At 43.4% G+C, this 25180-nt stretch carries 22 protein-coding genes, 1 pseudogene and 1 riboswitch; of the genes and pseudogenes, 8 read left to right on the plus strand and 15 right to left on the minus strand.

What is annotated here, in order from left to right:
- Positions 1-59: 59 nt before the first annotated feature.
- Both ACWM1W_RS01300 and xerD read right to left on the minus strand, forming a co-directional pair.
- On the minus strand, positions 60-872 hold the full coding sequence (locus ACWM1W_RS01300; RefSeq protein WP_312331355.1) for a DsbC family protein: 813 nt from the start codon (positions 870-872) through the stop codon (positions 60-62).
- A 99-nt stretch (positions 873-971) separates the two neighbouring features.
- Complete coding sequence (gene xerD, locus ACWM1W_RS01305; RefSeq protein ID WP_312331354.1) at positions 972-1889, minus strand: site-specific tyrosine recombinase XerD; 918 nt, start codon at positions 1887-1889, stop codon at positions 972-974.
- A gap of 176 nt (positions 1890-2065) precedes the next feature.
- Between xerD and ACWM1W_RS01310 the strand changes: the two genes are divergently transcribed.
- From ACWM1W_RS01310 to ftsW, 5 genes are all read left to right on the plus strand, one after another.
- Positions 2066-2326: a FeoA family protein gene (locus ACWM1W_RS01310; RefSeq protein ID WP_004787267.1), complete on the plus strand. Its 261-nt coding sequence runs from the start codon at positions 2066-2068 to the stop codon at positions 2324-2326.
- Positions 2323-4179, plus strand: coding sequence for a ferrous iron transporter B (gene feoB / locus ACWM1W_RS01315; protein ID WP_375726098.1), 1857 nt, complete (start codon positions 2323-2325; stop codon positions 4177-4179). The genes ACWM1W_RS01310 and feoB overlap by 4 nt, the downstream gene beginning before the upstream one ends.
- Positions 4180-4236: 57 nt before the next feature.
- Positions 4237-4488: a DUF6587 family protein gene (locus ACWM1W_RS01320; RefSeq protein ID WP_262738493.1), complete on the plus strand. Its 252-nt coding sequence runs from the start codon at positions 4237-4239 to the stop codon at positions 4486-4488.
- Positions 4489-4866: 378 nt separating this feature from the next.
- Entirely contained in the window at positions 4867-6213 is a 1347-nt protein-coding gene (gene murD, locus ACWM1W_RS01325; protein ID WP_375726099.1) for a UDP-N-acetylmuramoyl-L-alanine--D-glutamate ligase, read from the plus strand.
- Between the two features lie 20 nt (positions 6214-6233).
- The gene (gene ftsW / locus ACWM1W_RS01330; protein WP_004787257.1) at positions 6234-7430 is read left to right on the plus strand and encodes a putative lipid II flippase FtsW; all 1197 of its coding nucleotides are present in this window, start codon (positions 6234-6236) and stop codon (positions 7428-7430) included.
- Here the strand turns inward: ftsW and ACWM1W_RS01335 are convergent.
- The 7 genes from ACWM1W_RS01335 to ACWM1W_RS01365 all read right to left on the minus strand — a co-directional run bounded on the left by ACWM1W_RS01335 (position 7419) and on the right by ACWM1W_RS01365 (position 14167).
- Positions 7419-7679, minus strand: coding sequence for a zinc ribbon domain-containing protein (locus ACWM1W_RS01335; protein ID WP_375726100.1), 261 nt, complete (start codon positions 7677-7679; stop codon positions 7419-7421). The genes ftsW and ACWM1W_RS01335 overlap by 12 nt on opposite strands.
- Before the next feature lie 56 nt (positions 7680-7735).
- Positions 7736-8656, minus strand: coding sequence for a tRNA glutamyl-Q(34) synthetase GluQRS (gene gluQRS, locus ACWM1W_RS01340; protein ID WP_375726101.1), 921 nt, complete (start codon positions 8654-8656; stop codon positions 7736-7738).
- A gap of 2 nt (positions 8657-8658) precedes the next feature.
- Positions 8659-9186, minus strand: coding sequence for an RNA polymerase-binding protein DksA (dksA, locus tag ACWM1W_RS01345; protein ID WP_375726102.1), 528 nt, complete (start codon positions 9184-9186; stop codon positions 8659-8661).
- Positions 9187-9394: 208 nt separating this feature from the next.
- A complete protein-coding gene (locus tag ACWM1W_RS01350; protein WP_375726103.1) occupies positions 9395-10207 on the minus strand; it encodes a metallophosphoesterase in 813 nt (270 codons plus the stop codon).
- Complete coding sequence (locus tag ACWM1W_RS01355) at positions 10204-10839, minus strand: NUDIX domain-containing protein (RefSeq protein ID WP_375726104.1); 636 nt, start codon at positions 10837-10839, stop codon at positions 10204-10206. Before ACWM1W_RS01355 ends, ACWM1W_RS01350 begins: the two co-directional genes overlap by 4 nt.
- Before the next feature lie 79 nt (positions 10840-10918).
- On the minus strand, positions 10919-12814 hold the full coding sequence (thiC, locus tag ACWM1W_RS01360; protein ID WP_375726105.1) for a phosphomethylpyrimidine synthase ThiC: 1896 nt from the start codon (positions 12812-12814) through the stop codon (positions 10919-10921).
- A 90-nt stretch (positions 12815-12904) separates the two neighbouring features.
- Positions 12905-13033, minus strand: a riboswitch (TPP riboswitch).
- A gap of 96 nt (positions 13034-13129) precedes the next feature.
- The gene (locus ACWM1W_RS01365; RefSeq protein WP_375726106.1) at positions 13130-14167 is read right to left on the minus strand and encodes a hypothetical protein; all 1038 of its coding nucleotides are present in this window, start codon (positions 14165-14167) and stop codon (positions 13130-13132) included.
- 281 nt (positions 14168-14448) lie between these two features.
- Here ACWM1W_RS01365 and abuO point away from each other — a divergent pair, with 281 nt between their 5' ends.
- Positions 14449-15798, plus strand: a complete 1350-nt coding sequence (gene abuO, locus ACWM1W_RS01370; protein WP_375726107.1) for a multidrug efflux outer membrane protein AbuO — start codon at positions 14449-14451, stop codon at positions 15796-15798.
- A 98-nt stretch (positions 15799-15896) separates the two neighbouring features.
- Positions 15897-16616, plus strand: coding sequence for a phosphate signaling complex protein PhoU (gene phoU / locus ACWM1W_RS01375; protein ID WP_004787240.1), 720 nt, complete (start codon positions 15897-15899; stop codon positions 16614-16616).
- A gap of 559 nt (positions 16617-17175) precedes the next feature.
- Here the strand turns inward: phoU and ACWM1W_RS01380 are convergent.
- Positions 17176-18978, minus strand: coding sequence for an ABC transporter ATP-binding protein (locus ACWM1W_RS01380; protein ID WP_395521887.1), 1803 nt, complete (start codon positions 18976-18978; stop codon positions 17176-17178).
- Positions 18979-19138: 160 nt separating this feature from the next.
- Between ACWM1W_RS01380 and ACWM1W_RS01385 the strand changes: the two genes are divergently transcribed.
- Positions 19139-19759: an alpha-ketoglutarate-dependent dioxygenase AlkB family protein gene (locus ACWM1W_RS01385; RefSeq protein ID WP_375726280.1), complete on the plus strand. Its 621-nt coding sequence runs from the start codon at positions 19139-19141 to the stop codon at positions 19757-19759.
- Between the two features lie 54 nt (positions 19760-19813).
- On the opposite strand, the pseudogene ACWM1W_RS01390 reads toward ACWM1W_RS01385, so the two are convergent.
- From ACWM1W_RS01390 to recN, 5 genes and pseudogenes are all read right to left on the minus strand, one after another.
- Positions 19814-20579: pseudogene (locus tag ACWM1W_RS01390) on the minus strand (IS5-like element ISAba31 family transposase).
- 280 nt (positions 20580-20859) lie between these two features.
- Positions 20860-21303, minus strand: coding sequence for a Holliday junction resolvase RuvX (gene ruvX / locus ACWM1W_RS01395; protein WP_034169762.1), 444 nt, complete (start codon positions 21301-21303; stop codon positions 20860-20862).
- Entirely contained in the window at positions 21296-21850 is a 555-nt protein-coding gene (locus tag ACWM1W_RS01400; protein WP_004787233.1) for a YqgE/AlgH family protein, read from the minus strand. Before ACWM1W_RS01400 ends, ruvX begins: the two co-directional genes overlap by 8 nt.
- Before the next feature lie 318 nt (positions 21851-22168).
- Positions 22169-22991 (minus strand): IS5 family transposase gene (locus tag ACWM1W_RS01405; protein ID WP_085064288.1). Its coding sequence is split into 2 segments (ribosomal slippage): positions 22169-22609 and positions 22611-22991, totalling 822 coding nucleotides; the frame shifts between segments, so codons are not numbered across the junction.
- Between the two features lie 212 nt (positions 22992-23203).
- Positions 23204-24865, minus strand: coding sequence for a DNA repair protein RecN (gene recN / locus ACWM1W_RS01410; RefSeq protein ID WP_375725935.1), 1662 nt, complete (start codon positions 24863-24865; stop codon positions 23204-23206).
- Positions 24866-25180: the final 315 nt, after the last annotated feature.

The raw sequence follows: 25180 nt of genomic DNA on the forward strand, positions 1-25180 counted from the left end.
AGGGTCATTTCAGAATATCTTCATCTATAAAATAAAGTTAAATAACTAATTAAAATGAGTTATTTAAGTCGATCCAATAATTCTGATGTGCTCATATAGCCACCGAGATAAAGTCCTTCAGAACTGTATACGCCCGGGGTACCATTAACACCAATATTAAGACCCATTTGATATTGATCTTTCACAGGATTTTTACAAGTAGTCGGCGTGATAGATCCACCAGCGATGGCTTGGTCGAAGGCTGCACGACGATCGGAATTACACCAGATGGCTTCCATGGCAGGCATATGCTGCTCGCCACGTGGCCAAGCAATATAGCGTACTTCGATGCCTTTGCTGTTCATTTCATCCATCTGTTCATGGAATTTGTGACAATACGGACAGCTGACATCGGTAAAGACATAGATCACGTGCTTGGTTTTGCCTTTGGCTGGATAGATCAACAGGTCTTCAGCTTTAAGGTTTGCAAAGATTTTCTTGTTGACGTCAGATTGCAGAGTTTCACTGACATTATGCAGCTCTTTATCTCCAAGACGGATGACATCACCCTGAATCAGATATTTACCATCATTTGTCACATAGACGGGCGCCATACCTTCAAGGCTGACCCAAGACATGTTGGGTACTTCAGTAGTTTTAATACCTGTGATTTTTGCGTTAATTCCCGCTTTTTTGAAATGACTTTCGAGCGTTGAAATCAGGCGTTGCTGTGCATTACGTTCGCTAAGGTTAGAGGCTTCACCCGTCGCCGGTGCACTTGCTGTAAGCGTATCTTGCTTTTTATCTGAATTATTGGAATTGGAACATGCGCTCAGTCCCAGACCGGTAGCAAGCAGACAAGCGATAAAAATTTTGGTGCGGGCAAATGTCATAATAACCCTTTTTTTCTTGGACTAAAAACAGAGCATTAGCATAGCAAAAAAAGATAGAGCTACGTCAAACTTCTCAGTTTATTCTATTTGAATCAGCTCTTAAGCTCGTGGATGATGGGTCGCGTGTAGTTGTTGCATTCTGACTTGTGCCACATGGGTATAGATCTGTGTGGTGGATAAATCACTGTGACCTAGCAACATTTGTACTACCCGTAAGTCAGCACCATGATTAAGTAAATGCGTGGCGAAGGCATGGCGCAAAGTATGCGGAGACAGTTCAGCCTGAATTCCGGCTTGTAGTGCATAGCGTTTAATGGCATACCAGAAATTCTGCCGGCTCATGATGCCGCCATGCTGAGTGAGGAACAGATAATCAGTCGCTGTCTTATACAATTGCGGGCGTGCCTCTTGCAGGTATTTTTCCACCCATTCACAGGCCATCTGTCCCATTGGCACCAGACGTTCTTTATTGCCTTTACCGACAATACGCAAATAGCCCTGTTTTAAATTAATCAGATCCAGACGCAGATTGATCAGTTCTGTCACCCGTAAACCACAAGCATAGAGGACTTCAAACATGGCACGATCACGTAAACCCAATGCGGTATTAATATCGGGTGCATGAATCAGCGCTTCGACATCAGCTTCAGACAGATCTTTCGGCAGGGCACGGCCCAGCTTCGGTGTTTTATGGGCAGCAACCGGATTGTCACTCCGCAGTTTTTGTTCCCGCAGGAATTTATAAAAAGAACGTAAGGCGGACAAACATCGTGCAATTGAACGTGGACTTTTTTGCTGTTTGGTCAGTTCAATCAGCACATCGGAAATATCATCATGGTTCCATTCTGGTAAAGGTTTAACCAGACATTCGGCACACTGGATCAGATCAGACAAATAGGCATTTCGGGTATGAGGGCTCACTGTCTGGGCAATCAGATAATCACGAAAACCCTGTAAGTAACTGAAAGATTCAGGAATCTGAACTGGACTAGGAATGCGAGGTTTTTTATTCAGCATGATGTTTAATGAGGATAATTTTTAAAAGCGAGAAGCCTGATTGCTATTCTCCACTCTAGTTTAATTTTACGAACATGTCGATGTGCTATACAGCCAAGAAGAAATGTAATTAATACTTATTTGTTAATTATTCTCATTTGTTTGTATACTGTACAAAAGTCTTAGGAATTTTCACGGTGCGTTTGTCTGATTTGAAAGCAAAACAAACTGCCATCATTCGAAAAGTTAATCGAACTACTGATGGTAAAGGCGCTTCCCACGATGTTGTGGCCAGTCGCTTGGAAACTTTAGGTTTTGTACCAGGGACTCAGGTACAAGTCATTACCAAAGGTATTTTTGGTGGGGATCCGATTCTTATTCAGGTGGGGTTTACGCGTTTTGCTTTACGAAAATCGGAAGCGGCCAAGATTGAAATTGAACAGGGAGCGGCGGCATGAGTGATACCTTACGTATTGCCCTTGTCGGTAACCCAAACTGCGGTAAAACTTCTTTATTCAACCATTTAACCGGATCCCGTCAAAAAGTAGGCAACTATGCCGGGGTTACGGTTGAGCGTAAAGTCGGGAATTTCACACTTCCTTCAGGTAAACCGGTACGTGTACTGGATCTGCCAGGAACTTATAGTCTGAATGCCACCAGTCCGGACGAAGAAATTACCCGTAATGTGGTTCAGGGTAAAATTGCAGAAGAAGGCCAGCAGGATACTTTCCTGTGCGTTGTAGATGCAACCAACCTAAAACTGCATCTGGGACTGGTACTGGAAATGATTCAGCTGGGCCGTCCAATGCTGGTGGTGCTGAATATGATGGATGAAGCACGCCGTCGCGGGATGCAGATCAATACCCAGAAACTGTCTGAGCGTTTGGGTGTGCCTGTAGTTGAAACAGTAGCCGTGCGTACTTCAGGTATTGAAAACCTGAAAAATGCACTGGATAAAAACAAGTTTTCTGCTCCGCAAACTGAACTCAGCGGTTTGAGTGGCGATCACCATCATCAGATTGCCAGTATTCTGAAAGATGTGGTGAATTATGCCGATCAGGAAGATAAACGTACTGATTTCCTGGACAAGATATTCCTGCATCCAGTATTAGGCCTGCTTAGCTTAGCCATTATGATGTTTGTGGTGTTTCAGGCGGTCTTTGCCTGGGCTGCGCCCTTCATGGACGGGATCGAAACTTTCTTCGGCTGGTTGGGCGAGTACATGGGTGGACTGATTGCTCATCCTTTATTAAACAGCTTGGTGGTTGATGGGATTATTGCCGGCGCGGGTGGGGTCGTGGTCTTCCTGCCGCAGATTCTCATTCTATTCTTCTTTATTCTGGTACTGGAAGAGTCCGGTTATTTACCACGTGCTGCCTTCTTGCTGGATAAATTGATGTTTAAGGCAGGTCTTTCGGGCCGTGCTTTCATCCCTCTATTGTCCAGCTTTGCCTGTGCCGTGCCGGGGATTATGGCTTCACGGACGATTAGTGATCCACGTGACCGTCTGACTACGATTTTTGTGGCGCCACTGATGACCTGTTCGGCACGTCTGCCAGTATATGCTTTGCTGATTGCAGCGTTTATTCCTGAGCAAACCGTTTGGGGCTTCATGAACCTGCAGGGTCTGGTGTTATTTGGTCTGTATATGGCCGGTATTCTGAGTGCACTGATTGTTTCCTTTATCCTGAAATTTTTCCATAAAGACAAGTCACAGCACATGCTATTGATGGAGCTGCCAAGTTACCGCTTTCCAGATGTGAAAAACGTCTGGATTGGCCTATTGGATCGCGGCAAAATTTTCTTGAAGCGTGTCGGCGGCATCATCTTTGCATTATCTATTCTGCTATGGTTCCTGTGTACGTTCCCGCAGCCACCAGAAGGTGCAACTTTACCGGATATCGATTATTCCTTTGCCGGGATGCTCGGCCATGTGATGCAACCTATTTTTGCCCCATTGGGCTTTAACTGGCAGATCTGTATTGCACTGATTCCCGCGATGGCAGCGCGTGAAGTCGTTGTGGCAGCATTGGGTACGGTTTATGCCTTGTCTGCAGTTGATGAAGATGCCATGTCTGAGGGTCTGGCGGCACTGATTAGTGGCGGTGGTGATCTGGGCTGGTCGATCGCGACCGGCTTGTCTCTACTGGTCTGGTTTATCTATGCGCCGCATTGTCTGGCGACTTTAGCCACTGTAAAGCGTGAAACCGGTTCATGGAAAACGGTCAGCTTTATGACCTTCTACCTGTTTGGTTTGGCATATTTCATGTCATTCCTGACTTATCAAATTGCATCACATTATTTGGGTTAAACTGGCTGAAGGGAAACCTTGGCTAGATCTGACTGATCATGTGAATGGGAGATTGAGATGATTGAAATTCTGATTGTAGCGGTACTGGTTGTCTGGAGTGCACTCGTGGTATTTAAAAAGGTATTTCCGAATACCTCACGCTCAGTCTTCCAGAAGCTGTCTGATGCCTGTGCAGCCAAGGACTGGCACACGCTGGCGAAATGGTTAAAACCGGCTATGGCTGGTGGCTGTGGCGGTAACTGCGCTTGTCCGGCATCGGAACAAAGCTCAAGTACAAAACCTAAAGCTCAGGCGGTGAAGTGGAAGTAAACTTTCATTCTATTTGAGAATAAAAACTGAGTATGTAAATGAGTAAGGGAGTTTAGAAATAAGCTCCCTCATTTTTTATTTTTTAAAAACTTATTGATTTATCTGGGTGAGAAGAATCCACTATTTTTCTATATATGAATGGAAGCGTTGTCTGATTTTCCTTTCAAGTTATGGCTAGCATAGTCTTAACTTTTATTCCCATGATGACGCCAATAAAAATTCATTAATTATTAAACCGATTAAAGATGAAGATTTAACGATATTTTTTTACGCCCTGACACAAAAAATGCCAGAGAAAGTCAAAACAGAAAAAGCATTCAAAACAGCAAAGTGCTACCATTTCGTCAGTTTTAAAATAGACCAGAAAATGGGGCGAAAATGTTAATACAACGTGGTGGATTAAAAGTCGTTGCAGGACTCGGGATTTCAGGTGTTGCAGCGGTCAACTTCTTACATGACCAGGGCTACCGCGTTGCAGTAACGGACTCAAGAGCCACCCCTCCGGGACATGACCAGATTCCTGCGGAAGTACAGACCGGTTTTGGCAAGTTTGACCAGAATCTGTTGCTCTCTGCCGAAGAAATTATCATCAGCCCAGGACTCGATCCGAAACTACCTGAAATCCAGGCAGCACTGGCACAAGGTATTCCTGTAGTAAGTGAAATCCAAATTTTACGTCGCGCGACGGATAAGCCGATTGTGGCCATTACCGGTTCCAATGCCAAAAGTACAGTCACTACTTTAATCGGTCTGATGGCAGCGAATGCAGGTAAAAAAGTGGCAGTTGGGGGGAATCTTGGCCGTCCAGCACTGGATCTGACCAAAGATGATCCTGAACTGTATATTTTGGAGTTGTCGAGCTTCCAGTTAGAAACGACCTCAAACTTGCAGGCTGAAGTGGCTGTTGTTCTGAATATGAGTGAAGACCATCTGGATCGTCATGGCGACATGATGGGTTATCACACCGCCAAACACCGTATTTTCCAAGGTGTGAAAAAAGTGGTGTTTAATCGTGATGATTCACTGACCCGTCCACTGGTTCCAGATGCAACTCCAATGCAGAGCTTTGGTTTGAATGCACCGGACATCAACCAGTACGGTATTCTCAAAGATACGGATGGCACAATCTGGCTGGCACGTGGTCGTGAACGTCTGCTCAAAAGTTCTGACATGTACATTCAAGGTACCCATAATGTGGCGAATGCCTTGGCTTGCTTAGCTTTAGGTGAAGCAATTGGCCTGCCAATGGACGTTATGCTGGATACGTTAAAAACCTTCAAAGGCTTGGAACATCGCTGCGAATTTGTTAAAGAAGTCAATGGGGTGCGTTATTATAATGACTCCAAAGGAACCAATATTGGTGCAACATTGGCAGCACTTGATGGCTTGGGCATGACAATCGAAGCTCAAGGTGGCAAAGTTGCCATTATTCTTGGCGGTCAGGGTAAAGGCCAGGACTTTACTGCCTTACGTGACTCATTATCTAAGTATGCAAAAGTAGCCGTATTGATTGGTGTGGACTGCCCAATTATTGAAAAAGCCATTACTGGTACAACTGAGCTGGTGCATGCAGAAAGCCTGCAGGAAGCAGTAGAAATTTGCCAGAAGCGCACTCAGGCACATGATGTCGTGTTATTGTCTCCTGCATGTGCAAGTTTTGACATGTTCTCCGGTTATCCGGAACGTGGTCGCAAGTTTGTGGCCTATGTGAATGAACTCAATTAAGAATAACAAGGATTCGTGATATGGCTGAGTTTGCTCAGACTGCGATCAATAAAATTAATCAATTTTATCAGCAGTGGGTACCTAAGCTGCCCGCTGAAGTTAATCCGCGTAATGTGCTGATTTTTTGTGTATTAGCTTTGCTGTGCATCGGTTCGATCATGGTGGCATCAGCATCGATGCCTTATGCTGAACGGATGCATGAAAATGCTTTCCACTATGTAACCCGGCATGCGATCTCGATTCTGGTTGCGGCAGGTGCAGCCTTTTTAGCCTATAAAGTTCCATTAAAAGTCTGGTTCAATAACACTTTCTTTTTATGGATTATTACCATTGTTTTGCTGGTCGCCGTACTCTTTGTCGGGACTGAAGTAAACGGCTCCAAGCGCTGGATTCGGGTAGCCGGTTTTACCTTGCAGGCTTCGGAAGTCGCCAAGGTCATGATGGCGATTTTTACCGCTGATTACGTGGTCCGTCGTGCTGAAGAAGTTCGGAATAATATCAAAGGCTTGGTGCGATTAAGTGCCATCATGGGGGCAACGGTTGGCCTGATTATTCTTGAGCCTGACTTAGGGGCAACAGTGGTAATCACCCTGACCATGCTCGGTGTATTCTTCCTGGCTGGTGCACCTTGGATTCAGTTCGGTGTCGCTTTTATTACTTTATTGGGTGCATTTGCTGCCGCAATCGCTCTGGAACCTTACCGTTTACAACGTTTATTGTCTTTCTCGAACCCTTGGGAAGATCCGCTTGGTACCGGTTATCAGCTTTCCAATGCCTTGATGGCCTTTGGTCGTGGCGAATGGACGGGAGTAGGGCTAGGCCACAGTATCCAGAAAATGTCTTATTTACCGGAAGCGCATACTGACTTTATGTTGGCGATCTTAGGGGAGGAATTTGGTTTCTTGGGTATTTCTACCATTCTGATTCTGTCTTTTACTGTAATGGTCTGCTGTATCCGGATTGGGCATCGTGCCTTGCAGCATCAATACTTGCGTGCAGGTTATCTTGCTTATGGGATCAGTATCATTTTCCTGTTACAGATTCTGGTAAATGCTGGGATGAATATGGGCTTATTGCCAACTAAAGGGTTGACCCTGCCATTTATTAGCTATGGCGGTTCATCACTTATTGTTTGTGCAGTGATGATCAGTTTGATTCTGAAAATTGATTCGACGACCCAGCAGGTCAATCCAAGCCGGGAAGAATCAAGCTTCTAGATTAGACGGACGCTGTGGATCAGGCTGAGCATGGTCAAGTACTGTGCTCGGCATGACAGTTCCACAATTCAGGCAACGCACAAAAGCACTTTTCGCCTTGGAAAGTGGAATCAGCGGAATAAAAAATAAAGAAAAATAATTACGCTGCTGTTTGAGTTCATACCTAGAACGGGTCCGGCAGACTGGACAAAGAAACTGGCTTTTCTCAATGACCTTGGTTTTCGGTCCTACACCAAAAATAAAAAACATTTTTATGATCCTCACTCGCCTTGGTTATTGCTTTTAGCTTAAGTGAAAACCCATTTTTATAAATAGTGACCTTGTAGCTCAGTTGTATGCGGGATTCGGGAAATATCCCATTGTGCAACCGCTTGTTCGAGCATGCGAGCAGGGCGATCCAGTTCTACGGGCGCCTGACAGAGGGCTTGAAGTGCTTTTTGCAAGAGCTGGGGAGCTTGATCAAGATCCAGTGCCTGGGCCAGATTTTGCTTGGACAGTTTCTGGCCCTGATCATTCATTGCCAGTGGTAAATGCATATAGCTTAAACGCGGATAACCCAACAATTGACCCAGATAAATCTGACGTTCGGTATTATCTAAAAGATCCGCACCACGGACTACATGGGTCATGCCTTGCAGATAGTCATCGACTACGACTGCCAACTGATAATTGATGATGCCATCACGACGTTTTAAGACAAAATCGCCCAAGTCTTTTTTCAGCTGTGAGCAGTGTCGGCTTTGTAGACGGTCTTCAAAACAGATTTCAACATCTTCGACTTTGACCCGAATCGCCTGATGTTCAAAAGTCAGACCTAAGTCACGACAGGTGTCTTGGTAAATATGATTGGAGCCCAGCATTTTGCGGGTACATTGACAGGCATAGACCAGATCCTGCTGGCGCAGTTGCTGGATCACATTTTCGTAAATATCCAGACGCTCTTTCTGGTAGATGATTTCGCCATCTGGCTCAAATTCAAAGGCATCCATTGCACGTAGAATATGTTCTTCGCTGCCGGGATAAATTCGGGGGATGTCGGTATCTTCAATGCGGACTAGCCAGCGCCCCTGATGGGCTTTGGCATCACAGTAGCTAGCGACTGCAGTAATGAGAGAACCAAAATGCAAAGGGCCGGTTGGCGATGGCGCGAACCGGCCCACGTAATTCTCTTCAGCTTTCCCTCCCTTTGATAAAGGGAGGGTCAGGGAGGGATTACTTAAAGACATGCTTAACCGTTATTTTGCTTCTCTTTGATCTCTGCCAAAGTTTTGCAGTCGATACATAAAGTTGCAGTTGGACGTGCTTCCAGACGGCGCAGACCAATTTCGATACCACAAGTTTCACAGAAACCGTAGTCATCATTTTTAATTGCTTCGATAGATTGCTCGATTTTGCGGATCAGTTTACGTTCACGGTCACGAGTACGAAGTTCGATGGCAAATTCTTCTTCCTGAGTCGCACGGTCGTTTACATCAGGGAGCGCAGTGTTTTCGTCTTGCATCGTATTTAAAGTACGATCAACTTCTGACATCAGTTCAGCTTTCCATGCCATCAAAATTTGGCGGAAGTGTTCAAGCTGCCCTTCAGACATGTATTCTTCATTTTTTTTAGGTTGATAAGGTTCAATACCAAATAAGCTAGCAGTAGAACCACCCTCAGTCGTTTTCGGCTTAGATTTGCGCACACGTTTTGTAGTTTTTTCCTCTACAACATCAGTTTGTTCGTCTAAGACTTGATTTTGGTTGTCATTCGCCATTTAGGGCATTCCTCATCATATGCGTATGTAATACGCAAAAAATATGGTGATATGCAATTTTTATCCACCCTGTAGAAAGATTATCCTCCTACGGGGGTCGTCATCATATAGACTTTTTATGCTTTTTGATAGTCTTTGATGTCTGGATTATAGATATCACATTTCCTTTGGTTGCAATAAAGTAATTCAAAAAAAATAAAATGCAAAGTTAATAACCTGAAATTTCGGTATTAATATTTTGCTGGCTTAAGGTCACACGTTCGATATGTGTATCGAACTCCCCATTTTGTTTCAAATGTAATACACGATAGCCAGGTGCTGCCTGGTCTAGCGCGAATTCGTCACTCTTGGGTTTGAACTGTACGCTGGTCGATGGCGTCGATAAAAACTGGATACCGTGCCATTCATTGCAGGAATCCTGATGTACATGACCAAACAGAACCAGCTTCACATTCTGGTGCCGGGCCAGTACATCTTTTAGATCTTCGGCATTCTTTAGCCGGTGCTGATCAATCCAGTGCGACTTCATCGCAAAAGGATGATGATGGCAAGCTACCATCACATACTGATTACGATATTCAAGCAATAATTGGTCCAGCTGTGCCAGTTGAGCCTGTTCTACCCAACCATCTATCCGATCCCGGACTGCACTATTTAGTAAAATCAGGGTCCAGTTGCCAAAATGAATCGCATGAGCCTGATCTCGATCCTGATAACAAGGAAAGACCTTAATATCATCATGATTGCCCGGAATTTGATAATAGGGCACCTGACAGGACTGGATATATTTTAAATAACGCGTATAGGTTTCTGCGACCGGCACCTGTGCCAGATCACCGGTATGTACGAGTGCATCCATTTCTGGAAAATTGTGCTGAATATGCTGCATGACTTCATGAAAGCTCTGCTCCGGGTTCATATTCGCGAATTCCAGATTGGGCTGATCCATCAAGTGGGTATCAGAAATCTGGATAATGGTCCATTCTTGTGGCGATGCAGGACTGAATTGTTCCGATGTCATGTCTGCCCCCTTAAACCTGACGGGACAGCCTGTTGATGCTGTTGTAGCCATTGTAAGGCCATAATCACAGGTGCATTTCTGAGGCGACCATTATTCAGCAGGGTCAGAATATCGGCATAATCCAGAATGTGCAGCTGGATATTTTCCCCTTCATCCGGCATGCCAAAAACACCGCCTTCTTCAGGCAGTTCAGTCTGGGCGACATAAAGATGAAACAGTTCCGAGCATGCGCCGGCAGAAGGATAGAAACTGAAAAGATGCTGCAAGGAATCAACAGTGCAGCCTGATTCTTCGAAAGCTTCGCGGCGAATACAGGTCTCAGGCGTTTCATCGCCATCCAGTACACCGGCAATGACTTCTAGTTGCCATGGCGTATCCTGATCATCCAGCCCGCCAATACGGAACTGTTCAATCAAGCCGAATTTTTGCTGCTGATCATTATACAGTAGTACCCCAGCGGCTTCAGGACGATGGATGAGCTCACGCTGCAATGCAGGTGTATAAGATTCCTGATGGAAGACACGGTGACGTAACGTGACTTTTTCCACCTGAATAAATCCCCGATATAAAAACTCACGGGCCTCTATCCTAAAATCTTTTTTATTATAAGAGGCTTGTTTAATAATATTCATAACTCAGAAAAGGATGAAATAACTTATTTTTTTCATCCTATCTGAGATTTTTATGAAAACAACTGTTTTTTTTACAGTTTTACACCTTGTGGTACAATTTTTGACCAGAGTTATGGAAATCGTCTTTCATCTGGTTGAGGCCGGCTTCAATCTCTGCCTGCGTTACAGCCGGGGTCTCATCAGCAGATAACTGGCTAGCATAATCCCGCACATTTTGCGTGATTTTCATTGAACAGAATTTCGGTCCGCACATCGAGCAGAAGTGAGCCGATTTGTGTGCCGCTTTTGGCATGGTTTCATCATGCATACTGCGTGCTGTGTCCGGATCCAGGCTCAGGTTAAACTGGTCTTCCCAACGGAACTCAAAACGGGCTTTAGACAGAGCATTGTCACGGGCTTGAGCCCCTGGATGGCCTTTGGCCAAGTCGGCAGCATGTGCGGCAATCTTATAGGTAATGATGCCGTCTTTCACATCTTTCTTGTTCGGCAAGCCTAAATGTTCTTTCGGTGTTACGTAGCAAAGCATTGCGGTACCGTACCAGCCGATCATTGCTGCACCAATGGCTGAGGTAATATGGTCATAACCCGGTGCGATATCTGTGGTTAACGGCCCAAGTGTATAAAAAGGCGCTTCCTTACAGACTTCCAGCTGCAGATCCATATTTTCCTTGATCATATGCATTGGCACATGCCCCGGACCTTCGATCATCACCTGTACATCATGTTCCCAGGCACGATGCGTTAGTTCACCCAAAGTGCGTAGCTCGGCAAATTGCGCTTCGTCATTGGCATCCTGAATACAGCCGGGACGTAAGCCATCCCCGAGACTGAAAGACACGTCATAGGCTTTCATGATTTCGCAGATTTCATCGAAATGGGTATAAAGGAAGTTTTCCTGATGATGGGCCAGACACCACTGTGCCATGATCGAACCACCACGAGAAACAATACCAGTCAGACGGTTCGCGGTCAGTGGTACATAACGCAATAACACACCGGCATGAATCGTAAAGTAATCCACGCCCTGTTCAGCCTGTTCAATCAAGGTATCTTTAAAGATTTCCCAAGTCAGGTCTTCGGCTACACCGTTGACTTTTTCCAGTGCTTGATAAATTGGGACTGTACCGATTGGAACTGGAGAGTTGCGAATAATCCATTCACGGGTTTCATGGATGTTTTGACCAGTCGACAGATCCATAATGGTGTCGGCACCCCAGCGGGTTGCCCAGGTCATTTTTGACACCTCTTCTTCAATACTTGAACCCAGCGCAGAGTTCCCGATATTGGCATTAATTTTCACCAGGAAATTACGACCAATGATCATCGGTTCCAGCTCAGGGTGATTAATATTGGCAGGAATAATGGCACGGCCTGCAGCGACTTCCTGGCGTACAAATTCAGGGGTGATTTTCTGTAAATTTTTGGCACCAAAATTCTGTCCCGGATGCTGGCGCATATCGGTCCCTTCCAGCTGACACAAGTTTTCCCGAATCGCGATATATTCCATTTCCGGCGTAATAATGCCCTGTTTGGCATAGTGCATCTGGGTCACATTCTGGCCAAGTTTAGCCCGGCGTGGTTTCTGGATATGGGCAAAGCGGATATTGGCAGTACGGATATCACGTAGACGTTGGCGACCAAACTCAGAACTTAAATCATCCAGCATTTCTGTGTCATTACGCTGTTCAATCCAGCCTTCACGCAGATTTGGCAGGCCTTTATTCAGGTCAATTTCAATGTTTGGATCGGTATAAACCCCTGAAGTGTCATAGACCATCAGCGGTGCATTATATTCACCACCCAGACCAGTCGGGGTTTCGCTGAGAGAAATTTCCCGCATGGGCACCTGAATATCAGGACGTGAGCCTTGCAGATAAACTTTACGGGAAGCTGGCAGAATGCGGGTCAGATCACGCGCTTCCTGTTCGTGTGGAGTAAGGGGAGTTTCAGAAGAAAGATTCGTTAACTGGCTCATTGCAATGATCCTTATGAATGACATCAACGAATCAAGCACGACCAAAAACGTGGACAGAATTATCTGGGAGTAGATAAAACAAGGGTAGTCGTTTTTAGATGGCTTGATTCCTACGCAGGTATTAACCTGATCAGGTTCAACGGTACTCACTATCAAATGGCCGATAAGGCTGATTTAAGTGATCTCAGCGAGTTATTACTCGCGCTCCGTCAAGCGAGGCTAAATCTTAGCTTAGTTGGTATTTAAAAAGTAGCTTTAAATTGGGAGGGGTTGCTGATTTTCGGCTATCTCATCGATTTTTAAGAAAAGATTGTTTTAAAGACAGATCGCATCTTTAAAGCAGTCTTTACCGTAGTTCTGTGAGGGTGGGGTGACTTGGGCATAATATAAAATCTGTTCAGTACTGGAACGGTCACGATATTCCGCAGCTAAGGCACGCTGGCGCTGTTCAGGATTCATGTCCAGAAACTCTAAAAATAATTGCGCCTGTGTCGATAACTTGGATTTATGACCCTGTGCTAGACCGATAATAGTTTCCAGATGGCTGGTTTCTACCGAATAACGGTCACGATAATCCTCAGAGATTGGCGATTGCTCGCTGCCTCTAAACAGGAAATAAGTATATTGTTTCAGCAGATATTCGGCATCACGCTGATAACTGCTTTTTGGATAGGTTTGCAGATAATCTTCCCAGAATAGAGCGCGAGCGGCAATATTGGCAGCTTCAAGCTGTAAGCGTTTTTCGACCAAGACCGGTTCCATATTCTGCTCAGCCAGATTTTCAATAAATACCTTTTCGGCAACCGGTAAATACGGTGCAAAAATACGTGCCAGATATTCCGGACTACGACGATATTGTAATGTGCCATTGCCCTGATCCAAGAGTTCTACATAGGCCTGACCTTTATGCTTCAATAAATACTGGTCGCGCGTGGTCAACTGTTCAAAGTGGCTTTGTTGAATAGTAGGATGTTGAGCCATATCCAAGGCATATTGCTCGAAAGCACGTTGCTGGAATTCGGTACGTTCCACATGCAGGAAGCGTTGATACATTTCTGTAGAACGTTGCATCAGATGTTTCTGCTCGGCCAGTTCCATGAGCGGCAGACACACTTTAAGATCCTGATTAATCTGTTCCAGTGCAAAAGTGGTGCGCTGTTCATTAATCTGGGACATGTTTTTTTCAATATTTTCACACATGAGGGTGAAATCGTTCGCGGGAGATTGAACGGTTTTAACCTCGGCCTGTTCCATTTCAACTTGCGGTTCTGAGGATTGCTGGCATCCGCCTACGAACAGCAAACTGCTGAAAACAAAACAAACTTTGAATATCGAATGAATTCGCGTTAACACTATGCTTCAGGACTCTATATAGATGAAATCAGAAATAACTGCCTTACTGGGAGCTATATTGTATAGATCTAATTCAAGTTCTATGTGTAGTATTGTGAATGGCTTTGTTAAGCTAGGATGCAGGAAGGGGAAAATAGGAGGAATATTGAATAAAATCGTGGATCTATAAGAGAAAAGTAATAAAAGTCATACGTAAAAAATCAAAAGAAATCTTTAGTATTGCTGGGTTTAAAGCGCCTTAATCTGATGATTGAAATGGCTGTAGGGGTGAAAACTATAAAATGAAATTAAAACTCATCGTCAGTGCCTGTTTATTGGGTGTCAGTCCGACACTGTTTGCGCTGGATCTGCTTGAAGCTTATCAGCGTGCCCAGCAGAATGATTCGAACTGGCAGGCGAATCTGTTGCAATACCAGTCGGATCAGCTCAATCTGGGCATTGCCAGCGGAAATTTATTGCCGACTGTGACTTTATCTGGAAATGTGACCCGTAAAAACCAGTCTGCCGATAATTCATCGATAGAAGGCTTGCCTGCCGAGTTTGGGGAATTACAAGGTTCGAGTACGACCACACGTCAGATTGCAGTCACTGCACGTCAGCCACTATTTCGTTGGGATGCCTGGCAAGGTTATAAGCAGGTCAAAACCTCGGTAGAACTTAGTGAAGTTAATTTACGTCTGCAAAAGCAGCAGCATATTTTGCAGGTGGCAGAAGCCTATTTTAATGTTTTACGTCAGCAGTCTTTAACCACAGCTTATTTACAGGAAGAGCAGGCTTTATCAGAACAGTTAAGGATGATGAATGCCAAACTTCTAGAAGGGCTCGTAGCGAGAAGTGATGTCAGTGAAGCCAATGCCCAATATCAGAGTGCTCAGGCCAACCGAATTTCTACACAGGTGCAGTTGGTTCTAGCTCAGGAACAGTTGGCACAGCTGATTGGACCTTATCAGGAAAATCTGGCGGTTCTGCGTGAGGATTTCCAGTTCCAGAAACCTGTTCCGAGTAATATCGGTTCCTGGACCGAACTGGCACAAAACCAGAATCTGGAAATTCTACAGGCCCGTTTGCAGAAACGCTATTCGGAAGATGCCAAGCGGGTAGAGCAGGCGGCTCTCTATCCTCAGGTTGAAGCCGTCGGAACCTATGGCTATTTAAAGCAGACTCCTGAAACAGTGTTATCAACCAATGGTGATTTTGACCAGATTGGCGTCGAGGTCAACTGGAACCTGTTTACCGGGGGCCGAACCCAAAAAAGTATTCGTCAGGCCGGCGTAAATGTGCAGCGAAGTGAAGCCCAACTGGATGCCGCAATCCGCAAAGCCAACACCGATGTCAAACAGTCTTATCTGCAGGTAGAAACGGATGAGGCCAAACTCAATGCACGTAAAGCAGCGATGCAATCTTCAGATATCGTTTCTCAAGCTTCCAGAGCTCAATATCAGGAAGGTTTAAAAACCATGGTGGATGTATTACTGGCGCAGCGCAATGCCTTCTCTGCCAAGACCGACTATCTGAATGCTAAATATGATTATTTGCTGCATGTACTGCAATTACAGGCTTCAGTAGGACAATTGACAGAAAAGGAACTGGCAGAGATGAATGCCTGGCTCATTGAATATGACCATTCTTAAAGAAGGCTAACAAGTTGTCATCAAACTTTCATGATAGTCATGCTTTAATCACAGTTCATGGTGTATTTTTGCCTTTTCCTGTTCAGGAGTAGATTTCCTTGAGTCCCAATAATCCTGTGCTCAGTCATCACATTTCTTCGCAATTCAATGAAGAATTGCAGGATGTAAATACCAAGTTCATGACCATGGGCGGCATGGTAGAACAGCAGGTAGCCAATGCCATTCATGCGCTGCTGGATACAGATGCTGCCATGGCGGTCGATGTGCAGTTTCAGGACAATACTGTGAACCGTCTGGAAAGTGAAATTGATGAGGCACTGACCCTGATTTTGGCTCGCCGTCATCCCGCTGCCATTGATCTGCGCATGGTGCTTGCCATGTCCAAGGCGAATACCGATCTGGAGCGGATTGGAGATGAAGCATCGAAAATTGCTCGTATTGCCCAGACCCTATGTGAAGAGGGTGGTTCACCACGCGGTTATATGGAAACCCGACATATTGGTAATCAGGTTCGAGTGATGATTCATGATGCATTGGATGCCTTTGCCCGTCTGGATGTAGACCAAGCACTGCGCGTGATGCAGGCCGATGCTGATATTGACCGGGAATATCAATCCGCTACCCGTACTTTAATGACCTATATGATTGAAGATCCACGGCATATTAGTCGGGTGATCAATGTGCTTTGGGTACTACGTTCCCTGGAACGCATTGGAGATCATGCGCGTAATATTTCGGAACAGGTCATTTATATGGTCAAGGGCCTGGATGTACGTCATAGCAGTGTTGAAGAAATTGAACAAAAATTTCAGCGTTAATTAAAACTAAATAATAGTAAAAAGCCTGCATCGTGCAGGCTTTTTTTATTTCAAAAAATGCTCTTGATATTGTGAAAGCTAGACAGGATAGGCGTTCCCTAATATTACTATGAGAAAAATCACATAAATAATAATTACTAATAAGCTTTATAAATTTAATTAAAAGAAATGTGAACTATTTATCAAAAAACATACAAAAGTTGTATATAATTTAGCAAAATACGGGTTGATTTATGAAAATGGAATTATTTTCAGAAAGTGAAAAGATTTTTTCATGTGCTCATCAAATCTATAGATAAGAAAGAAAAACGAAGCTCTTTTGTTATCAGTCACATACTTCTGGTCTAAACCTAACCCTGCATTAATTTACTCAGTGAAATTATATATTTAAGAGAAAATTCATGATCATTGATGAAAGTCAAAGAGAAGCTTCCCGAATTACGATTATCGTTATATCAAAGGTGAATGGATTATGCGGTTTTAATACTGGATGATAAATCTTGATTTTAAGCGGTCTTTAAAGACCGCTTTTCTTTTTTAGGGATAGTCTAATGAAGAGCTAACTATGCGTTTCTTCCTCTGCATCATCTTCAAAAGTCTTGGCAATTTTTTCAATATTCAGGCTCTTGGCCATTGCATCGAAAATTTCCTTATATACGCCGTCCTGATGATAAAGCGCGTCATGTTCACCGTGTTCGGCAATACAACCTTCTTTCATCACATAGGTATAGTCTGCATCAATAATTTGAGACAGGCTATGCGAAATAATAATCACGGTACGGCCTTGCTTGATCTGATCCAGACTTTGTTTGATCTGTTCTGTCGCAATGGCATCCAGACTCGCCGTCGGCTCGTCCAGAAAAATAATCGGCGGGTTTTTCAGGAACATCCGTGCGATGGCAATTCGCTGTTGCTGACCGCTGGACAGTTGCAGGGCATCGGAATCATAACCATCCGGTAGCTGTAAAATCTGTTCATGAATTGAGGCTTTTTGAGCAGCTGCAATCACCTCATCCATACTGGCATTGGTTTTGCCATAACGGATATTGTCAAAAATTGTGCCCTGGAAAATATGGTTTTTCTGTAGTACCAATCCGATATGATCACGCAGATATTGAGTGTCATAATCTTTTAAATCAATCCCATCCAGCTTGATCTGGCCTTCCTGTGGTTCATAAAATTTATCTAGCAGACTGATCAAGGTTGATTTTCCGGCTCCCGATAATCCTACCAGTGCGGTAATGGTATTGGGGCGGATTTCCATATTGATATCTTTTAAAGCATGATGCCCATTCGGATAATAAAAATTCACGCCACTTAGCTCAAATCGGCCTTGGACAGGTGGTTTTTGCTGGCCACTCTGTTCAATTTCAGCATCCGCTTCCAGAATATTAAAGAAGCTTTCTGAATAGATCATGGCATCATTCACTTCATCATAAATCCGGTGCAACGAGCGAATCGGGGCAGAGACGTTATTAAAGAGCAGCACATGGTACATGATCATGCCGATACTCATCTGGCCATCCAGTACAAAATAGGAGGTCAGAATAATAATCAGGACTATGCCGATCTGTTCAATAAAGGTTTTTAAGCCATCAAACAGGAAGCTGGTTTGCCGGGTTTTCATCTGGTTATCGGTCAGTTCACGCTGCAAGCTCAGCTGCTTGTCTGATTCAATTGATTCCCGGTTAAAGGATTTGATGACTGTAATTGAATTGATGATACTGAGAATCCCTTGGCTCTTTTTTTCCCGGCCATCTCTCAGACTACGGCGCCATCCACCAAGTTTTTGTGCCTGTTTATAGGTGAGCCAGAAGTAGATCGGTACAATCGCTGTGGCGACCAGCCCGACATAAAAATTGGCATAGTACATCAATCCGAGCGCGACAATTGCACTGGTAAATAGAGGAAAAATATCAATGAAAAAGATCTGGACCAGTCGGGTGAGGGAGCCAATTCCGCGGTCGATCCGGGTCTGCAATTTTCCGGCCTGATTATTATCCTGATTAAAAAATGCCAGCCGATACTTTAAAAACTTTTCAATAATGCCTTGAGCCAGATCTTGGGAAATAAAAATCCGCAGCTTTTCTCCATAAAACTTCTGCCCAAACTGTACCAGCGCATTCACCACTTCCTTACCGAGTAAAATGGCAGAGATAGTGATCAGGATATGCCAGCCTTCATCTAGCCCTTGTCCTTGTTCCAGCAGTGCATTGATGCTATCGACTGCATATTGCAGGGTCAGTGCATTGACCTGAGCAGTAAAGGAACCGATCAGGGTCAGAATGAGGGTCGCAATCACCAGGAGCCGATAAGGGCTGACAAAGGGACGAAGTTTAAAAAACAGCTGCCATAAATTCATAAGCAATTATTTTTATTGTCAAAGTTGAATTTAGTCTAGGCAGGAATAAAGGTACTCACAAGATTAAATGTTGTATTTATTTGTGAAATTAGATTGTAATTTCTCTGGATAAGTCTCAATCTTTTCAGCAAGATACTGAAATTTTTAGACTGATTTTAAAATGACTTTGGACCTGTTTGCGCCAGAACCTCAAATGAATTTATTACCCTTTGATGGGGTGGTAGAGGATTATGGCCAGATTTTAAATGAGCAGCAGAGCCAGCAATATTTACAGCATTTTTTAGCTCATCTGGCCTGGCAAGCGGATGAAGTCACTTTATTTGGCAAGCATTATATTACTGGGCGAAAAGTCGTCTGGTATGGCGATGAACACTATCAATATCATTATTCCGGAAGTTTCAAACAAGCTCATATCTGGACACCGGGGCTATTTCGGTTAAAGCAGCATATTGAGAAATTGGTGGGTCATTCCTTTAATTCCTGTCTGGCTAATTTATATGAAGATGGTTCGCAGGGTCTGGGCTGGCATAGTGATGATGAAGCGGCTTTATATCAAGGGGCGTCCCGCGAAAATGTGATCGCATCCCTCAGTCTGGGGGCAACCCGCAAGATGAGCTTTAAACATAAGACAGAAAATAAAACAGTAGATCTGCTTTTGCAAAGTGGTCAATTGATTGTGATGCGTGGACAGACTCAACACTACTGGAAACATTGTATACGGAAAACGACTCGGGTTTTGGAACCCAGAATTAACCTGACTTTTCGTTATTTTTTTCCTTAATTAAATTATCTTTGATAAAACAAAAAATATTAGTTCATTAGGGTCTGTTGACACTTACTGTTCATAATTAACCCTATAACGGTAGCCATAAAAATATACAGGCTAAGGCAACAGAACTTTGATAATTTCTTTTGAGCTTGTCATATCGAGTAGCTATTCCTCTAAATTGCTTTAATCTACAAAACATATTTTCAACTAAATGCCTGATTTTATATAAATACCAGTCCATATGGTCATTGTTCGATTGGCTATTCGTTTTCTTTGGTATATTCGCTTTAGTCCCTGTTTTCCTGATCTGTTCACGCAGTGGTTCTGAATCATAGCCTTTATCTGCGCATACCACTTTTGTCTCTTTTAAATCTAATGTTGATATTAAATCAGGCGCAACTTTGACGTCATGTGTGGTTCCATCGGTAATCATGAAATCAATAGGATTGCCATGTGCATCAACAATCAAATGTATTTTTGAGGAGTTTCCTCCTACACTTTTAGAAATAGATTGATTCGCTATGTCGGCAGAATGTTGATGAGCACGTACATGAGAGCCATCAATAAAAATCCATTCCATATCGGGGCATGAGGCTAGTAATTTGAATAATCTAAGTAACTTACCGCTGCTTGACCAACGATTAAAACGTTTGAAAATAGAGTTTGAATGACCAAAACAAGAAGGAATATCTCGCCACGGACAACCTGTCCTAATTCTATAGAGAATAGCTTCAATAAAATTGCGTAAATTTGAGTTGTGGTGAATGGATAAATTACGCAGAATAACTTTCAACTTTTGCCAGTGTTGATCTGTCAGCATGGTACGAGGCATAGCGAATAGTAAAATTGGGTTTGGTGATTTGATTTTACTACTTCGCTATTTTTTTAAGCTAAAAATGTCAACACACCCTAGTATTTAAAATTCTTTCTCCCTCAGGGAGAAAGTGAGGATGAGGAAATTTCTTTGGTCATTGTTTTATGATTAAAAAATGATTGATGAAGGCACTCTATTCTTTTAGATTGAAAGTATCCCAATGAACTAAAAAAGAGATTCTTTAATTCAAAAAAAATAGCATCTCGAAAGATGCTATGGCTGATATTCAAAAAGAAATTTAAGGTTGTAGTCCAACCGGATGCCGATACCAGCTTTCAATCAAGAGGGCAGCAGCAATACTGTCCGCTGACAATTTTTTGCCGCGACCTTGAGCCTGATAATGATCCAGTTCATCCCGTGCTTCACGAGTGGTCAGGCGTTCATCCACCATCAAGGTTTCAATATTGGTCTGATGACGTAAACGGCGGGCAAATTTACGTGCCCGTGTCGACAGTTCAGATTCACTATCATCCATATTCAGTGGCAGACCAACTAAAAATAAGCCTGGCTGATGGCTTTTTACGATTTTCAGTAACTCATCCCAGTTCGGGATCCCATCTTTCATGGGAAATAAAGGGAGGGGATTGGCACTTTCAATCAGGGATTGACCGACTGCCATTCCCATTTTCTGTGTACCAAAATCAAACGCCATAATAGTGTTTGGCGCGTTTACATCAGGCATGTCCAATCTCGGAAGATAACCAGGTTCGGTCTACGCCCATTTTTTTATAGGCAGCATCCCAGCGGTCGTTATAAGGTAAGTTAAAAATCAGGTCCATATCGGATTCACAGATTAGCCAGTCACCCCGGGCAATCTCTTCTTCAAGCTGATGTTTGCCCCAGCTGGCATAACCCAATGCGATCTGATAGCGGCCTACACCTTCATTATGCGCAATCGCATCCAGAATATCTTTAGATGTGGTAATACAAACATTTTCACCCACAGCAATAGAGGAATGCCAGGTCGGCTGACCGGTATGCAGGACAAAACCAGCCTCTGGTCGCAAAGGTCCACCTTGCAACACTTCATGGGGATTGACATTATCCGCTTCAATATCCAGATCATTCAGCAATTCTTTAATTTGAATGCCAGCAGGGCGGTTAATAATGATCCCTTGAGCGCCATCTTCATCATGACGGGCCAGATAAATGACCGTGTGGGCAAAAAAATCGTCACTTGCATGGGGTGGCGCAATCAGACAACGATGAGTCAGATATTGTTTAGTCACCTGAGCGGCTCTCCAAAAGTCTATATCGTTTGTGATCGTGGTAGATGATTTATCAGGGCAAAAGACTGGATTTTCAATTCTGCAAATTGTCTATTCCTTTATTTACTTATCCCACAAAAATGCACTACTGACAACTTAGCTTTGTAGATGCTGAGTATAAAAAACTACAAATAGGTATTTTTTATTTTTTCAATAAATCAATAAAATCAGTTTTATTTTATTGAATGGTAAATTCTAGGGTTCATTTATTATCGACTAAGAATATAAAATAAATTTAAGAAGGAATAAGTTTATATATTAGATCTCTTGCGAAAGTCGTTATTGCAAGTTCATCCGGTTTACCAGTGCAGCGATTAAGTTAATGCGTAAACCGAATCTTTTCCGTCTATTTCGATAGCGTTCACTTAGTATTCTAAATCTTTTCAATTGACTGTTAATGTGTTCGATTACAACTCGTATTTTTCCAATCATTTTATTGTAATTTTTCTCAGCATCAAATAAGGGTAAATTCTTCTTTTTCTTTATTGGCATCAATAATTTAAAGCCATCTTGCTCTAACCCATAGTACCCTAAATCGGTCATAACATAGTCACAATGTTTGAATTTCTTAACTGTTTTTCTTGCCAATTTAATATCATGCTGACTGCCAGACGATATATCTACTCCTATGATTTGTTTGCTCTTCGGATGATAGATCACTTGGGCTTTTAACGTATGTTTCTTCTTTTTACCACTGTAGAACTTACTCTGATTTTTTTTTCGGGCGTTCTATTAAACATTCTGTCGCATCAATAATTACCCAGTTAAATTGTTCGTCTGCTGTGGTAATGCTTCGTTTTGGCAGGGTAAAACGTCTTGATTTCATTAATGCATCTTCAACCTTTTTAATAGTTCGATTCACATTACTTTCAGCGATATGGTAATTTGCCGCCAATTCCAATTGGGTGTTGTAGCTCCGTAAGTAATTGAGTGTTAATAATAATTGATCCTCTATAGCTAAAGTATGAGGACGCCCTAATTTCTTTTTAAGTGATTCTGCTTCTTTTAAAACTTCGACCATTTCACTAAAAACTGCTCGAGGTACACCAACCAAGCGCTGGAATTCAGAATCTGAAAAACGATTTAATTTCTGATATTTCATGAAATCTATATTGAGGCAGTTTTTACTTTCGCAAGAGGTCTATTTTTAATTGTTTAATAATCAAACTAAATAATTAAATAGAAGAAAATATTAAATTTTATATTTAAAGCGGAGTGCTTTATTTTTTATTAATTTTTTATAAGTTGTTTTAAACTAAAAGACTATTAATAAAAAATCCCTGCACTAGCCAGGGATTTTTTATGAAGCATGATTTATGTTTGCTGAAACTTTAACTGTCTTAACTGACGTGCATGCTGCAAGGTGGTTTCATTAATTTCCACGCCACCCGTCATACGTGCAAGTTCCTGTACAATTTCACTTTCTTCCAGATTAATAATGGTACTGCTGGCCGGATCAGTCTGACGTTTTTTCACCAGTAAATGCTGGTCGGACTGTGCAGCCACCTGCGCCTGATGGGTGATACATAGAATTTGTACATGCTGTGCCAGATCAGCCAATAAGCGACCCACGATTTCCGCAGTTCCGCCACTGATCCCGACATCGATTTCATCAAAGACCAGTACTTCAGCTTCGGTTTTTTCTGCATTCATCACCTGCATCACCAAGGCGATACGGGATAATTCACCGCCTGATGCCACCCGTGCCAGAGGTTGGGCTGGAATGCCCTTGTTGGCAGTAAACAGAAGCTGGATAAAACTCAAACCCTCACTTGATGGATGTTCCAAAGGCTCAAATTTAAATTCAAAATGTGCTTCAGGTAGGGCAAGCTGTTTCACCTGTTCGGTCAGTTTCTTCGCCAGCGGTTCGGCCGCAGCACGGCGAATCTGATCCAGATGTTGAGCTTTGCTCAGAAACTCCTGATAAGAGACCTCGACCTGTTCAGCCAGAGTTTCCGGATCTTCCAGCTGATGCAGCTGCTCAAGCTCAGCCTGCCAAGCCTCATATTCTTCTTTTAGCAATTCTGGCTGAGTGCGGTATTTGCGTGCTAAACGGTGAAACACCTCCAGTTTGGAATTCAGTTCTTCCATACGTTCCGGATCAAAGCTTTGTCGATCCATAAACTGGCGTAAGGTCGCCGTCGCATCTTCGAGTTCACTTTGAGCATTCAGCAATGAGGTATAAATCTGAGAAAGCTGCTCGCTACGACCGGCATGCGATTCCATACGGCGTAAAATTGAAGCCAGTTCCTGCGAAATATTCTGTTCACCTTCGTCCAGTCCATTCAGGCTATAGACACAGTCCTGCATAATCGCTTCATGATGGGAAAGGCGGTCAAATTCCTGCTCAATTTCCTGATAATCCGTCTGGACGACTTCTTCCAGTTCTTCGAGTTGCAGCTCCAGAGTTTCCATACGTTGCTTACGAGTTGCTTGTGCATCCAACGCGGCCTGATGCTGGCGAATATTTTTATGCCAGGTGCTATAAGCGTCACGTACTTCCTGAGCCGGTGCATAAAAATTGCTATAGCGATCCAGCCAGTGTTTGGGATAAGGCGGTTCTAACAGTTGCTGCTGGCTATGCTGGCTATAAAGCTGGACCAGTAGTCGGCCAATTTCTTTCAGTTCAGACAGGCTGCTGGGCCGGCCATTGATCCAAGCCTTACTGCGGCCAGTGGCAAAGATCACCCGGCGTAAATGAATTTCTCCTGACTCATCATCGAGTTCATGCTCTTTTAACCAGCTCGCCTCAGGGCTGTCTTCCTGATAGCTAAAGCTTGCGGTTACATCCGCTTTTTCGGTGCCATAACGCACATAATTGGTATCGGTTCGCTCACCTAGACAGGCAGATAGGGCATCCAGTAACAGGGATTTACCTGCACCGGTTTCACCAGTAAGAACGTTAAAACCTTTATCAATATCAATAGCAAGATGCTCGGCCAAAGCAAAATTGATCAGAGTTAAATGTGTCAGCATAAACGCATCCGGGCTGCGAAAAGTTTGAATGAAATAGCATGTCAGTTGCTTCAGTCTAGCAACGCGGCTGTTATTATAAATCAGGATAAATCGATTTCATTCTATCTTAAATTTCAGGGATTAATACACGCTTATTTGAATGTTGTGTCACAGGAACCAAGATCAGGCCACTAGTTACAAAAGATATTTTCATTTTTCTGACATGCTTGAAAGTTAAATTAAATCAGGTCGGAATATATTTTGCTTATAAATGGCGGGAAAAATCACGGCATTTTCCAGGATCTGCCGAAATCACTTAAACAGCCTAGAATCAAG

It is taken from the genome of Acinetobacter sp. TW_SC_4 (assembly GCF_054861205.1).

Excerpts from the sequence above, each read along its gene's own strand:
- ACWM1W_RS01335 (WP_375726100.1), bottom strand. The coding sequence starts at position 7,679 with ATGTTTTTTATTTTTGGTGTAGGACCGAAAACCAAGGTCATTGAGAAA.
- feoB (WP_375726098.1), top strand. The coding sequence starts at position 2,323 with ATGAGTGATACCTTACGTATTGCCCTTGTCGGTAACCCAAACTGCGGT.
- ACWM1W_RS01380 (WP_395521887.1), bottom strand. The coding sequence starts at position 18,978 with ATGAATTTATGGCAGCTGTTTTTTAAACTTCGTCCCTTTGTCAGCCCT.
- ACWM1W_RS01300 (WP_312331355.1), bottom strand. The coding sequence starts at position 872 with ATGACATTTGCCCGCACCAAAATTTTTATCGCTTGTCTGCTTGCTACC.
- murD (WP_375726099.1), top strand. The coding sequence starts at position 4,867 with ATGTTAATACAACGTGGTGGATTAAAAGTCGTTGCAGGACTCGGGATT.
- dksA (WP_375726102.1), bottom strand. The coding sequence starts at position 9,186 with ATGGCGAATGACAACCAAAATCAAGTCTTAGACGAACAAACTGATGTT.
- ftsW (WP_004787257.1), top strand. The coding sequence starts at position 6,234 with ATGGCTGAGTTTGCTCAGACTGCGATCAATAAAATTAATCAATTTTAT.
- xerD (WP_312331354.1), bottom strand. The coding sequence starts at position 1,889 with ATGCTGAATAAAAAACCTCGCATTCCTAGTCCAGTTCAGATTCCTGAA.
- ACWM1W_RS01320 (WP_262738493.1), top strand. The coding sequence starts at position 4,237 with ATGATTGAAATTCTGATTGTAGCGGTACTGGTTGTCTGGAGTGCACTC.
- gluQRS (WP_375726101.1), bottom strand. The coding sequence starts at position 8,656 with ATGTCTTTAAGTAATCCCTCCCTGACCCTCCCTTTATCAAAGGGAGGG.
- abuO (WP_375726107.1), top strand. The coding sequence starts at position 14,449 with ATGAAATTAAAACTCATCGTCAGTGCCTGTTTATTGGGTGTCAGTCCG.
- ACWM1W_RS01385 (WP_375726280.1), top strand. The coding sequence starts at position 19,139 with ATGACTTTGGACCTGTTTGCGCCAGAACCTCAAATGAATTTATTACCC.
- ruvX (WP_034169762.1), bottom strand. The coding sequence starts at position 21,303 with ATGCCTGATGTAAACGCGCCAAACACTATTATGGCGTTTGATTTTGGT.
- recN (WP_375725935.1), bottom strand. The coding sequence starts at position 24,865 with ATGCTGACACATTTAACTCTGATCAATTTTGCTTTGGCCGAGCATCTT.
- thiC (WP_375726105.1), bottom strand. The coding sequence starts at position 12,814 with ATGAGCCAGTTAACGAATCTTTCTTCTGAAACTCCCCTTACTCCACAC.
- ACWM1W_RS01355 (WP_375726104.1), bottom strand. The coding sequence starts at position 10,839 with ATGAATATTATTAAACAAGCCTCTTATAATAAAAAAGATTTTAGGATA.
- ACWM1W_RS01350 (WP_375726103.1), bottom strand. The coding sequence starts at position 10,207 with ATGACATCGGAACAATTCAGTCCTGCATCGCCACAAGAATGGACCATT.